The sequence below is a fragment of the Desulfobulbus alkaliphilus genome (assembly GCF_016918545.1).
In the GTDB taxonomy this organism is placed as follows: Bacteria; Desulfobacterota; Desulfobulbia; order Desulfobulbales; family Desulfobulbaceae; genus Desulfobulbus; species Desulfobulbus alkaliphilus.
Genome location: NZ_JAFFQC010000022.1, coordinates 55,121 through 67,835 on the forward strand (window position 1 = coordinate 55,121; position 12,715 = coordinate 67,835).

At 52.9% G+C, this 12,715-nt stretch carries 9 protein-coding genes; 6 read left to right on the forward strand and 3 right to left on the reverse strand.

What is annotated here, in order from left to right; genetic code table 11:
- Window positions 1-113 precede the first annotated feature (113 nt).
- On the reverse strand, window positions 114-2,219 hold the full coding sequence (locus JWG43_RS12270) for a RelA/SpoT family protein (RefSeq protein ID WP_205243229.1): 2,106 nt from the start codon (window positions 2,217-2,219) through the stop codon (window positions 114-116).
- Window positions 2,220-2,532: 313 nt separating this feature from the next.
- Here JWG43_RS12270 and rnr point away from each other — a divergent pair, with 313 nt between their 5' ends.
- From rnr to JWG43_RS12285, 3 genes are all read left to right on the forward strand, one after another.
- Window positions 2,533-4,659, forward strand: a complete 2,127-nt coding sequence (gene rnr / locus JWG43_RS12275) for a ribonuclease R (RefSeq protein ID WP_205243230.1) — start codon at window positions 2,533-2,535, stop codon at window positions 4,657-4,659.
- Between the two features lie 248 nt (window positions 4,660-4,907).
- Window positions 4,908-5,414, forward strand: coding sequence for a hypothetical protein (locus JWG43_RS12280; RefSeq protein ID WP_205243231.1), 507 nt, complete (start codon window positions 4,908-4,910; stop codon window positions 5,412-5,414).
- 33 nt (window positions 5,415-5,447) lie between these two features.
- Entirely contained in the window at window positions 5,448-6,200 is a 753-nt protein-coding gene (locus JWG43_RS12285) for an RNA methyltransferase (RefSeq protein ID WP_240193560.1), read from the forward strand.
- Between the two features lie 327 nt (window positions 6,201-6,527).
- On the opposite strand, the gene JWG43_RS12290 is transcribed toward JWG43_RS12285, so the two are convergent.
- Both JWG43_RS12290 and JWG43_RS12295 read right to left on the reverse strand, forming a co-directional pair.
- Window positions 6,528-7,172 carry an endonuclease III domain-containing protein gene (locus tag JWG43_RS12290; protein WP_205243233.1) on the reverse strand — a complete coding sequence of 215 codons (645 nt, stop codon included), beginning with the start codon at window positions 7,170-7,172 and terminating at the stop codon, window positions 6,528-6,530.
- 86 nt (window positions 7,173-7,258) lie between these two features.
- Window positions 7,259-8,347, reverse strand: coding sequence for a 6-phosphofructokinase (locus JWG43_RS12295; protein ID WP_205243234.1), 1,089 nt, complete (start codon window positions 8,345-8,347; stop codon window positions 7,259-7,261).
- A 326-nt stretch (window positions 8,348-8,673) separates the two neighbouring features.
- Between JWG43_RS12295 and JWG43_RS12305 the strand changes: the two genes are divergently transcribed.
- The 3 genes from JWG43_RS12305 (at window position 8,674) to JWG43_RS12315 (ending at window position 12,331) form a co-directional block, all read left to right on the forward strand.
- The gene (locus tag JWG43_RS12305) at window positions 8,674-9,009 is read left to right on the forward strand and encodes an IscA/HesB family protein (protein ID WP_332925359.1); all 336 of its coding nucleotides are present in this window, start codon (window positions 8,674-8,676) and stop codon (window positions 9,007-9,009) included.
- A gap of 198 nt (window positions 9,010-9,207) precedes the next feature.
- On the forward strand, window positions 9,208-11,799 hold the full coding sequence (gene clpB, locus JWG43_RS12310) for an ATP-dependent chaperone ClpB (protein WP_205243237.1): 2,592 nt from the start codon (window positions 9,208-9,210) through the stop codon (window positions 11,797-11,799).
- Window positions 11,800-12,043: 244 nt separating this feature from the next.
- Complete coding sequence (locus tag JWG43_RS12315) at window positions 12,044-12,331, forward strand: hypothetical protein (protein ID WP_205243238.1); 288 nt, start codon at window positions 12,044-12,046, stop codon at window positions 12,329-12,331.
- The last annotated feature ends 384 nt before the right edge of the window (window positions 12,332-12,715 follow it).

Genomic DNA, 12,715 nt, shown 5'->3' on the forward strand with positions numbered 1-12,715 from the left:
TTCCAACCCCTGCATACGGCAGAGATCCTGGACTCTCAAGATTTTTTTACTATAAACACCACAGAGTGGCAGGTCAAGTCACCAACTGTTCGTGCGCGGCACCACCTGCGTCGTCATTGCTCCAGTTCAAATTCATACCGCAGGCCGGAACGTTCGAAATGACGATTGATTTTCTTCAACCCGTACAGGTTGGTCACCCTGAAATTGATTTCCCAGTCACCCACCATGGCTGTTCCCTTACCAAGATAGACGACATCAACGACCTTCATCTCCTCTGGGGCCACGGAAAGCAGCATGAGCAGCCGATTTCTGCTTGCCTGCATGATTATGATTTTCTGAGCCTTATCGATCCTGGTCCCTTTGAGTTTCCAGCGGACTTCCACCGCATCCTCCCGCTGAAAATTGATCTTCTGTAACTGAGCGCAATCTTTGCTGTGCAAAGACAGTCCCCGCTCACTGAGCAGCCCGACCAGGCCTTTATCCAGAGGGCCGGGCTTGCAGCAGGCCGACGATTTAATCACCACCGGATCCACGGTGGCCAGATCGACCCGATTAAAGACTCCGGTGGGTTGATACAGCGTCGGGCGGCCAACATAGAGACCATGACGGATCTCATAAATCAATTCGCGCAACCGCACTCTCCCCTCGCCCACCTGCAGGTACAGCTCATCCAGGGTATCGATCCCGAAATATTCGAGAATGTCGGCCATACCTTTTTTTTCCACGATCTCAAACGGCACGCCATAGCGCCGCAGTTCCTGTGCCAACACCGTCTTCCCTATCTGGTGGGACACAGCCTCCCGCCGCAACCGGAATGCCTTGGCCAGTTCGGACCTGGCCTTAGGGGTCTGACAGAGTTTCTGCAATCCAGGCTCAAAGTGCACCTGTTCCTCCTGACGGATAACCTTGATAACATTGCCGTCACGGAGTTGATGCTCAAGGCCGACCTTCTGCTTGCCTATCATGCCACCAATGGCGGTATGACCTATGGCGGTATGCACCCGAAAAGCAAAATCAAGGAGAATGGAATTAACCGGCAAGCAGATAAGATCACCCTGGGGTGTGTAGGTGTAGATTTCCTTACGGCCGCTGGCGGCAATCATGTCCCGGTAGGACACTGAATCGTCGCTGCCGAGAATGTCAAACATTTCCTGGATTTCCTTGACAAATCGTCCCCGGCTTTTGCCATCAGCTGTCCAATCACGGACCATGCCGCGCTGGGCTCGGCGGGCCATTTCTTCGGTCCGGATCTTGAAAAGATATTTACGCCCATTGATATTGGGTCGGGCATGCAGCCCCTGGTATCCGGATGGTTTGGGACTGGCGATAAAATCCCGGATGGTCCGGGGGATGGGCGGATAGATTTCATTCAGGACACCCAGGGCCTGATAGCAACCATTTTTGGTTTCCATCAGAATAAGAAATTCCTGAGGGCTCTCGATCTCTTTAATCAAAATTCGGTTGCGGACATCATAATATCCCCACAACCCCTTGGTTCGCAGGTGGATCTTGCCGGCCAGTCCCCCTTTTTCCAGCGCCTGCTGCACATTGTTGATAATCTGCAGCACTTCAGGATCATTGCGCAGACTGTTGATATGCATCTGCAATCGGCTGCCTTGACGCGGAAACTTATACGCCAGCGCCAGATTGTACAGTTCCCGCTTGATGGCGAACAGTCCCAGAATGGTGGCCAACGGAGCGTAGATATCCAGGGTTTCGTCGGCAATTTTCTGCCGTTTGTGGCGGGGCATACTGGAAAGGGTGCGCAGATTATGCAAGCGGTCGGCGAGTTTGACAATCATAACCTCCAGCTTGGCCGCGGCACCACTGAATATTTTCCGATGGACCAGTTTTTTGAAGGTTTGCCGGTCACCGGTATAGTGCGTTACCTTGGTACATCCCTCGACAATGGCAGCAACATTGGCACCGAATTTTTTGCCGATAACTTCGGTGGTTACCTCCGGAACATCCTCGACGGTGTCGTGGAGAAGTGCCGCCGCCAGAATTTCAGCATTGCGGATGTCCAGTTCTTCGGCAAGAATTCTCGCCACCGAACAGGGATGCATGATATATGGATCGCCGGAACGACGCCATTGCGCACCATGTGCCTCGAGAGCGAAATCGAGTGCGTCGCGGAAAACCTGGGATTCAGGACCTTCGCCGATAAAAGCGGCCATGACCCGACGGTACCCGTTGATGTCAAATTTTGCGTACTGCATCCGCCCAGTATGTTCCTTGTGACCGTTCATCACCGGCATAGGTGATCAAAACTCTAACCCGGCAATACCCGCCGGTCTTTTCCTTTCCTTGCCCGCTGAATAGTGTATGATTCATTTTTTTACACTCAATGAGCAATACGTACTGTAGCAGATCACCCATTGCGGACAAAGTGAAATCTTCTTCCTGGCAATATCCAGACAAGCAATGACGAGGCGACAAGAAAAGATGGCCAGAAAAATCCACCGTGGCAAAAAAAACACCGGTCCACGAAGAAACAAACGGCAAAAAAGGGATGAGAGAGAAAAGACAACCATGTTGCAGTCAAAAATCCTCACCCTGCTTGCTGAACACGACCAGGCATTGACCATCACCGCAATCATGGAAAAGCTGAGGTTCTCTCCCGATCATCTACCCCTCCTGCACAAAGCTCTGCTGTACCTGGTCGAAAACGGTACCCTCGAGAAAAAAGGCAGCCGGTTTGGCCTGCCTGCCCAACCGGCGGCACTGTCGGCCACTCTGGACCTCAATGCCAAAGGATTCGGTTTCGCTCTGATCGAGGGAGAAGACACGGGCGGCAGGGATGTCTTTATTCCTCCGCACCAACTCAATGGAGCCAGCCATGGCGACCACATCCTGGTCATGATCACGGGAACATCGCGCAACAGACGTGAAGGTAGGGTGGTACGGATTGTCAGCCGGGCAGTGACCCGCCTTTGTGGTCTTTTCACGGCAACAGCCAAAGGCGGGCATGTCCTGCCCGACGATAACCGCCTCCCCTATACGCTACTCATTCGTGCTGGTGATGACCGTGGAGCTGCCGATGGTGTCGCCGTACTCGCGGAAATCACTGATTACGGATCAGAACGTCAGGGTCCGTCGGGCCGGGTTGTAGAAATTCTTGGCGATCCCCGCAGCGTTGCCGTGCAACTTCGCATGGCGATCTTCCAGTCAGGCCTTCGCGATCGCTTCCCGGCCGAAGTCGAAGCTGAAGCCGCGGGGCTGACCGCTGTAACCACCTGTAGTGGGGACCGTGTTGATCTCCGCCATCTGCCTCATGTGACCATTGATGGTGAAACAGCCAAGGATTTTGATGACGCCATCTGCGTTGAAAAAACCACTGAGGGATTCACGCTCCATGTTTCCATTGCCGACGTTGCCCATTATGTCCGCCCTGGTTCCCCCATCGACCGTGAGGCCTATCTGCGGGGCACAAGTGTCTATTTGCCGGACACGGTGCTGCCCATGTTGCCTGAACGGTTGTCCAACGACCTTTGCAGTCTCGTTGCTCATCAGGACCGTCCAGCCTTCACCGCCACCCTCACCTTTGACCATCAGGGACGGCGCATTAGCCAGCACTATAGGAAAAGTATGATCAGAAGCCGGCAGCGCTTCACCTACACCACGGTCTATCAATTGCTCAACCGAATTGCCCCTGAGATGCAAGCCCCCCACGCTGACCTGCTGGCGATGCTCGACCAGGCCCGACAATTGACGGCCCTGCTCAAAAAACAACGAATGGCCCGGGGGAGCCTGGAGTTTAACATCCCTGAACCTCAGGTGACTCTGGAAAACGACCACGTCGCCTCCATTTCTCTGGCCGAACGGAATGAAGCCCATATGCTGGTGGAGGATTGCATGCTCGCCGCCAACGAGGCTGTCGCCGAAACCCTGGCCAAGGCGCAACAAACGGTGCTGTTTCGCATCCATGAATACCCTGATCCAACAAAACTGGAGGCTTTCACCGATACCGTCAGGGCCCTGGGGTTGATTATCCCCGAGGCCGAGGTCAACCCTGCCTGGTTTGCCCGGGTCATTCGCCAGGCCCACAATGCTCCGGCTGAATACATCGTCAACACCCTACTGCTACGGACCATGCAGCAGGCCCGATATTCCCCTGAAAATGTCGGCCATTTCGGCCTGGCTGCTTCCTTTTATCTCCACTTCACCTCGCCCATCCGGCGCTATCCGGACCTGATTGCCCACCGGGTCCTTCACGCCCTGCTTACCGGGCAGTCAAATGAAATCCATGATCTTCCCTGCCCGGAGGAGGACAAGGATCCTGTCCGGGCTGGTCTTCATCTGTCCCAGTGTGAACGGAAAGCCATCGACGCTGAACGGAATGCCCATGCGCGCATGGCCGCCCTCTTCCTACTCGATCGAATCGGCGATCATTTCACGGCGATCATTTCCGGTGTGACCTCGTCGGGCCTGTATATCGCCCTGGATGGCAACTTCATCAGCGGCAGTATTCCCCTGAACTCCATGACCGATGATTACTACCTCTTCGATGCCCGTCGGCACCGATTGATCGGAGAGCACAGCAATACCGTCTATCAACTGGGGAACCGGGTCATCGTTCGGCTCGATCATGTCGACCTGGCCGGCAAACGGCTCATTTTTTCCCTGACATCCGGAGAGCAAACCGATGAAGGTGACTGACCCGGTCCACTGCCCTTGTTTCCCTTGACGGAACCCGGCAATTCAAATAATAGTGTGCAATCAGCGCCAGGGAGAGCCATTCAGTACCCGCAGCCGCTCACAGGATGAACAGTGAACGTTGGTCACGCCCCATTCCTGCTGCCATACATCAGTGCCGAATACGTGAAGCGCTGGCCATCTGTCAGCTGATCCCGGGACGCTGGACGAGAGTGCTTCTACCATCATTTATTCCATTTTGAGGTATCCGTATGGAAGACACCAATTGGATTGCGGCCATAACCACCAATCCTTTTTTCCGCGGCCTGGCCATTGGTCTGCTGGTCGCACTCATTCTGTGGTTTCGAGGTATGCTCAAAACCCGTGAATTGCAGCGTAACCTGAAAAAACTGCGCGAACATCTGCATATCAAGCTCGAAATCGATTCCGAGGAAAACGAACGACGCAAGGCGGAACGGGATAAAATCACCCAGGAACGCGATAACCTCCGCAACATGGTCCAGGTTCTCAACCAGAAACCCGGACGTCAGGAGTTACGCCAGGTGCAGGTCTATCAGAAAGCCATTGAAATGATGTTCGAACGATCACCGGGCTTTGCCCCTGCCTGGCAGATCACGGTAAAGGAAGCTGAAGAGGACATCAAGCGGGCGGAGCGGGGTATTATTCCCTTTTTTAAACGTATGACCGGCAACGCATCAACGTCACCGGAAAAACCGTCGAAGAAGAATCTGGAACTCGAGCAGACCACCGGCAACTGAACCGACTGCATGCCGGTCATGGTGGATGAACAGATGCATACGACCGATTGCGGCCGCACAGGTATCATCCTGGTGCGACCGAGGTATCCGGAAAACATCGGCGCATCGGCACGTATAGCCCATAATTTCGGTATTACCGAACTCATCGTCGTCTCCGATGCCATGTTTGACGAAGAACGGATGCTGAAAATGGCAACGCATAAAGCCGCCCATCTCATTGAGGAGATGAAAATCTGTCGGACAACAGCAGAGGCGGCGCAACCTTTTCATATTCTGGTCGGTGCCACCGCCCGGCAGGGCAGGCATCGGCTCAGGGAACAGACCCCGCGCGAGGTTATGACCGAGTTGGCGCCTCTGCAAGCCAGTCAACGCATCGGCCTGATGTTTGGCCCCGAAAGCACCGGACTGGCCAACGAGGATCTTGACTTGTGCCAGTTTGCCTCCACCATACCGACCGCCGGGTTTGCCTCACTCAACCTGGCCCAGGCCGTGGCCATACATTGCTACGAATTCCACAGCATCTGCACCAGCAGGGCGTGTGTCGCCGCCCCGAGTGCTGACCTGGCCAACTCATTTGACCTGGAGGGCATGTATGCCCATATCGAGGAGGCCCTGACCACGATTACCTTCCTCCATGACACCAACCGGATCTATTGGATGCGCAATGTCCGGCAATTTCTCGGCCGTATGCGGCTGACGAAAAAAGAAGCCAGTATGATCCGGGGCATATGCCGCAAACTGCTCTGGCATAATCATCAGGTCAATGGCAAGATCCTGAATCCGTGACGGCTGGACGCTTGTTTTGGATATATTTCGCTGTAATTATAGTATAATTGCAGATAAACCCTTGATAAAAATTTTCTCCAGCCGCCCTTCGAGGCATCCGTCCGCACGCCATCTTCATTGCCCGTAACCGTCCGATAAAGTGTACTTTAATCGAACGGTCACGAACAACGAAGCTGACGCACGGACGAACGCTCACGGATTCAGGAAGATTGCCGACAGAAAAGAAGTCTTCCCCTTCTTTGATCCAGAAAGCAGCTCTACCCGCACGGAACCCTTCACCGGACGCAAGTGAACGAGACCCCTCTCTAAAGAACAATTTTCCAGCGCTCACACGCCCTGCAAGGGGCATTGTTCACAATCAGGACCTTTTTTTTTGCAGAACCTGCTGCCCACCCGGACCAGCAAGGCATGATACTCATTGTACAGCCGGGTATCGGCGGGCAGGTGATCCATGAACAGGTCCTGAAGCTCATGGTAGCCGCACTCCTCATCAATCAGGTCATGTCGGCAAAGAATACGATGCGTATAGGCGTCAACCACAAAAACAGGGTGACTGGCGGCATAGAGCAGAATGGAATCAGCCGTTTCCGGACCGATGCCCTTGACGGCCAGTAATTGCTCACGCAAAGCAGAAAGTGGCTGTCCAAGATACCCCGCCAGATCGCCGTTGTGTTGCTCTTTGATTGAGGACAATAAATTGCCGAGCCGACGGGCCTTGACATTGTAGTAGCCAGCCGGACGGATATACTCGGCGAGCAGGCCGGTGGGCAACGCAGCCATGGCTTCGAAGGAAAGCAGGCCGACCTCTCTGAGGTTGGTGATAGCCCGTTCAACATTTCGCCAACTGGTATTTTGCGTGAGAACCGCCCCCACCATGACCTCAAAGGGAGTTTCCGCAGGCCACCAGTGTTGGGGCCCGAAACGTTCAAACATGCGGTCATAGATGTGCTGTAACCGCTCCGCCGTCCTCATGATGGTTTGTACCCGGGTCTGGAAAAAACAGCAGGCACAAGTGCGGCAAACCACACAGGCCCATCTTCCTGGTTGACCATAAAAAATCAGTCCCCCAGACAGATCCCGATATCGCGAGCGGTCTGGACCTTATCACTGCCCAAGTCCACTTGTTTCCGCCGACAAATCGCCTCGGCAATGGGAACAGAGGTCATGGTCGGAGATTTCCAGGCCACCATATGATCAAAAACACCCGCCTCTGCCAACCGAACCGCATGGGCGCCAAAACGCAGAGCGAGCAGTCGATCAAAGGTGGTGGGAGAACCGCCCCGCTGGAGATGCCCAAGGACCAGTGAACGGGTATCTTTACCCAATCGCTGACGAATCTGATCAGCAACCCACTCACCGATTCCACCAAGGACGACCTCTGTCCTGCCGATCTCTCCAGCTCCCTTGCTGATGACCTCGCCATCCTCGGTCCGGGCACCTTCAGCCACAACTACAATAGAATAATGTTTTCCATGGAGTTCGTTGTCGGCTATTTTTTCACAGACCGCATCGATTTTGAAAGGGATCTCAGGGATGAGAATCACATCGGCACCACCGGAAATTCCCGAATAAAGGGCAATCCAGCCCGAATCACGGCCCATGACCTCCACCACCATGACCCGGTCGTGCGATTTGGCGGTGGAATGCAGTTTGTCGAGGGCATCCGTGGCCGTGGACACAGCGGTATCGAATCCAAAAGTCCGGTCAGTTGCCTCCAGGTCGTTGTCAATGGTCTTGGGTACGCCGATGACCGGCATTCCTTTCTGGGCAAATCGATGAGCAATGTCCAGGCTCCCGTCCCCGCCGACGGCAATGTGGCAGAAAAAACCCATTCTATTGAAATTAGTGAGTATTTTATCGGATATGTCGAGAATCTGAATCTCACCGGCAAGATTTTCCACCGGCTTGGCAAAAGGATTCCCTTTGTTGGTCGACCCAAGAATGGTCCCCCCCTGGGAGAGAATCCCCTCGACATCTTCCGGGGTGAGCCGAATCAGATCATCGCGATCGAGCAGACCGCCGTATCCTGACCTGCTGCCGTAAATCTCCCAGCCCTTTCTACTCGCCGCATTGACCACGGAAAAAATAACGGCATTGAGCCCCGGCGCATCTCCGCCACCGGTTGATATAAGTATCTTTTTTCTCATCTGTCTGATCTCTTAGGATAGAATTTGCGCACAATCATATCTGAATTGTAGAAAGAGGTGGGTGGTTTGACAATGTTTTTTCCATACTTCCCCCCTACTTTACCGAAAAAGCCGAAATCCAGCATAAGCCCTTGTCCGCTTTTTGAGCGGCGCAACGGAAATGAAGACTTTCATCTTATTGTTCAACGTGGTAACTTATCAAATTTTGCTTGGAAGGTTTCTTGTCGCCCATGGTTGACGAGACGGATTGAGCGCCTTACACTTGTTTGTATACCATTTTACGCGATCCAAAAAACGGATCAGCATCTCATTTTGAGGAGGCACGCATGTTTGAAGTAACAGCGACAGCTGTAAGTAATTTAAAAACATACCTGGATCAAAACAAAATCAGTTCCGCGGTTCGCATCGCCTTGATGCAGGGTGGCTGAAGCGGACCATCACTCGGCTTGGCTCTGGATGAGCCAAAAGACAATGATAAAGTGTACGAGGAAAACGGTTTACAATTCCTGGTCGATGAAAATCTTTTAGAACAGTGCGGCGCCGTTAAGGTGGATTTCATCGAAGCAGGATACCGCTCTGGATTCTCCATTACCTCTGCCAATCCCATCGGTAGTGGCGGCAGTTGCAGCTCCGGTTCATGCGGTAGCGGTTCCTGTGGCTGAGCCCATTCTGTTTGCAGCACCTCAACCCTCTTGCCGTTGTTGGCAAGGGGGTTTTTCTTTTCCAGCCACTCCAAGCCAGGCGGCATCGGGGTGCCAATTTCTTGACACTCCTGTTTTCATCCTTATTGTTTCTTGCACAGAAAACGATTAACAACCTGTTTTCAATATACTTATACAAAGGAATAAAGGAGAGAAGGCATGCAACTTGACAAATTCACCCTCAAATCTCAGGAGGCTATTCAGGCTGCCCAGCAACTAGCGCAGAATAACACCAACCAGGAACTTCAACCCGAACATTTACTCAAGGCCATCCTTGAACAACCCGAAGGCGTTGTGGTTCCGGTCCTGCAGAAGATGGGCATCACCCCCAGTGTTGTTCTCCATGAAACCAATCAGCTCATCAACAACCTGCCCAAGGTAAGCGGTGCCGCCGCCAATCAGACCTATGCCTCGCAGCAGTTTCGGAATCTGCTTGACCAGGCGTTCAAAACCGCCGCCAATATGCAGGATGAATATGTCAGTCAGGAGCATCTTTTTCTCACCATCCTGGCAGACCGGGCACTGAAAGCCGCAGCCATGCTCCATCGCCTGGGGATTACCAGCGATTCCTTCCTCAAGGCACTGATGACTGTCCGCGGCAATCAAAGGGTCACGGACCCGTATCCCGAAGACAAGTACCAGGCGCTGGAGAAATATGCCCGTAACCTCACCGACGTCGCCAGGAGAGGCAAACTGGATCCCGTCATCGGCAGGGATGAAGAAATACGCCGAGTCGTGCAGGTTCTCTCCCGACGTACAAAAAACAACCCTGTTCTCATCGGCGAACCGGGCGTTGGCAAAACTGCCATAGTTGAAGGTCTTGCCCAGCGTATTGTCAACGGCGACATCCCCTCTACTCTGCAGGGCAAACAGGTCATTGCCCTCGATCTCGGCTCCCTGGTCGCTGGTGCCAAGTACCGGGGCGAATTTGAAGATCGACTCAAAGCCGTTCTCAAGGAGGTGGAAAATCGGAGCGGGGAAATCATCCTCTTCATCGATGAAATTCATACCCTGGTGGGCGCAGGCGCCGCTGAAGGCTCGATGGATGCCTCCAACATGCTCAAGCCTGCTCTGGCGAGGGGGGAACTCCACTGTGTCGGTGCCACCACGCTCGATGAATACCGAAAATATATCGAAAAAGATGCGGCCCTGGAGCGCCGGTTCCAACCGGTTCTGGTCCAGGAACCCACCGAGGAAGATACCATCGCTATCCTCCGCGGGATCAAGGATAAATACGAAGTGCATCACGGTGTGCGCATCCAGGATACGGCCACCGTTGCCGCGGTCAACCTTTCCAATCGCTATATCACCGATCGTTTTCTTCCGGACAAGGCCATTGACCTTATCGACGAGGCTGCTTCCCGGCTGCGAATTGAAATCGATTCCATGCCGACTGAGATCGACCAGTTGGAGCGTAAAAAGATCAAACTGGAAATCGAACAAGAGGCCTTGAAAAAGGAAAAAGACCCGGCATCCATTGAACGGTTGAGCAAAGTCAAGGAGGATCTGGCCAATCTCGAAGACACGCTCAACGCCATGAAAGGTCAATGGACTCTGGAAAAAGACACCATTCAGTCCATCCGCGATATCAAGGCCAGAATCGATCAAGCGCACATGGAAGAGCAGCAGGCCGAACGGGCAGGCGAACTGAGCCGGGTGGCGGAAATTCGCTATGGAAAAATCGTCCAATTGCAAAAAGATCTGGAAGCGGCTAATGCTCAATTGAGCAGAATCCAGGAGCAGCACCAGATGCTCAAGGAAGAGGTCTCTGCCGAAGACGTGGCCTCTGTGGTGGCCAAGTGGACAGGAATTCCCGTGGACAAACTCCTGGAAGGCGAAAAAGAAAAATTAGTCCAGGCAGAAAAGGCCCTTGGCGCACGGGTCATTGGCCAACGGGAAGCCATTGTCGCCGTGGCCAATGCCGTCCGTCGTGCCCGCGCCGGCTTGCAGGATCCCGACCGTCCTCTGGGCAGTTTCATTTTCCTTGGCCCCACCGGCGTAGGCAAGACCGAACTGGCCCGAAGCCTGGCAGATTTTCTTTTTGACTCGGAGCAGGCCATGATCCGCATCGATATGTCCGAGTACATGGAAAAACATTCGGTGGCCCGACTGATCGGCGCCCCTCCCGGTTATGTCGGCTATGACGAAGGGGGGATGCTGACCGAGGCCGTACGGCGACGACCCTACTCGGTGATCCTGCTTGATGAAATCGAAAAAGCGCATCCCGATGTTTTCAACGTCCTTCTTCAAGTTCTGGACGATGGCCGCATGACCGATGGCAAGGGTCGAACTGTGGATTTTAAAAATTCCATCCTGATCATGACCTCCAATCTGGGCAGTCATATCATTATGGATTTGGCTCAATCCGATCCCGACCGGATGCGCCAGGAGATCGACTCGATGCTGCATCGGCAGTTCAAGCCGGAATTTCTCAATCGAATTGATGAAATAATCACTTTCCAAGGTTTGAGCAGGGAGGACCTCTTTGCCATTGTCGATATCCAGATTAAACGAATGACCAAGCGTTTGGCTGAACGAAAATATACGGTAAGCCTGACCCCGGAAGCCAAGCAGTTTCTCGTCGACACAGGGTATGATCCCTCCTTTGGCGCCCGCCCTCTCAAGAGAGCCATACAACGCCATATCGAGGACCCCTTAGCCCTGGAGATTCTTGAGGATCGTTTTGCCGAAGGGGATCACATTATAATTGATCGTGGCCCGGAAAACCGCTTGACGTTTACCAAGGCCTGAGTCCGTAAGCGTTTGCCCGTGCGTCAGCTTTATTGTCTGTGACCGTTCAATTAAAGTAAAATTTATCGGATGGGTACGGGCAATGAAGATGGCGTACGCACGGATGCCACGAAGGGCGGCTGGTGAAGGTTCTCTTTAAGGATTATGCTGAAATTATAATAAGATTACAGCAAGATATATCCAAAACAAGCGTCCAGCCATCACGGATTCAGGGCAACATCATCGAATCAGGAGCTACAAAGACATGGCCGAACATATAGAAGACTTGACCGTGAACTATGAAGAAGATGGCGTTCAACTGGTGAAACAAACCGACAAAGAAATCCTTTCCAAAGGAGCTTGGACGACCATTCTCTTTAAATATCAGGAATATAATAAAAAAAACCAGGAATACGGCGCCGATAAGTTCACGATACGGCGCTATCAAAAAAGAAACGGCCAGTATCAGGCCAAAGCCAAGTTCAACATTTCCAGTAAAGCCCAGGCAAATAAATTGATCGATGCCCTGGCACGCTGGACCCGCGAAGATTGAACAGCCCCACTTTGAGACTGACTTGCGCAGAATCCTCCGCCATGGGGCAGTCCAAAAAACAAAACAAAAGATTAACATTTTCCTTGACCGAACAAAAAAAACCAGATAATATTAAAAATGGTTGCCCGTGATATTTTGATGTCGCGTAGCAACTGAATCCTTGCTTGCTCCAGCTGTTTCGCTAGACGGGCAAAGAGAAAAAAGCACTTTTTCCCTGCCAGGCAGGAAAAGAGCTCAGTGCGGTCCCTTGGCCGCATGTCTTGATCTTTGAAAACTGAACAGTAGTAGAGCGGGCCGATTGAGTATGTTGATACTCGAAGAGAAGTAGATAAGTCCGATCATGTTTTGATTGTGATTGGCTGGGAAATAGAACTGGAGAGTTTG

What these genes read in the sequence shown, in the direction of transcription:
- JWG43_RS12270 (WP_205243229.1), bottom strand. Translation starts at nt 2,219, where the DNA reads ATGCAGTACGCAAAATTTGACATCAACGGGTACCGTCGGGTCATGGCC.
- rnr (WP_205243230.1), top strand. Translation starts at nt 2,533, where the DNA reads ATGTTGCAGTCAAAAATCCTCACCCTGCTTGCTGAACACGACCAGGCA.
- JWG43_RS12280 (WP_205243231.1), top strand. Translation starts at nt 4,908, where the DNA reads ATGGAAGACACCAATTGGATTGCGGCCATAACCACCAATCCTTTTTTC.
- JWG43_RS12285 (WP_240193560.1), top strand. Translation starts at nt 5,448, where the DNA reads ATGCATACGACCGATTGCGGCCGCACAGGTATCATCCTGGTGCGACCG.
- JWG43_RS12290 (WP_205243233.1), bottom strand. Translation starts at nt 7,172, where the DNA reads ATGAGGACGGCGGAGCGGTTACAGCACATCTATGACCGCATGTTTGAA.
- JWG43_RS12295 (WP_205243234.1), bottom strand. Translation starts at nt 8,347, where the DNA reads ATGAGAAAAAAGATACTTATATCAACCGGTGGCGGAGATGCGCCGGGG.
- clpB (WP_205243237.1), top strand. Translation starts at nt 9,208, where the DNA reads ATGCAACTTGACAAATTCACCCTCAAATCTCAGGAGGCTATTCAGGCT.
- JWG43_RS12315 (WP_205243238.1), top strand. Translation starts at nt 12,044, where the DNA reads ATGGCCGAACATATAGAAGACTTGACCGTGAACTATGAAGAAGATGGC.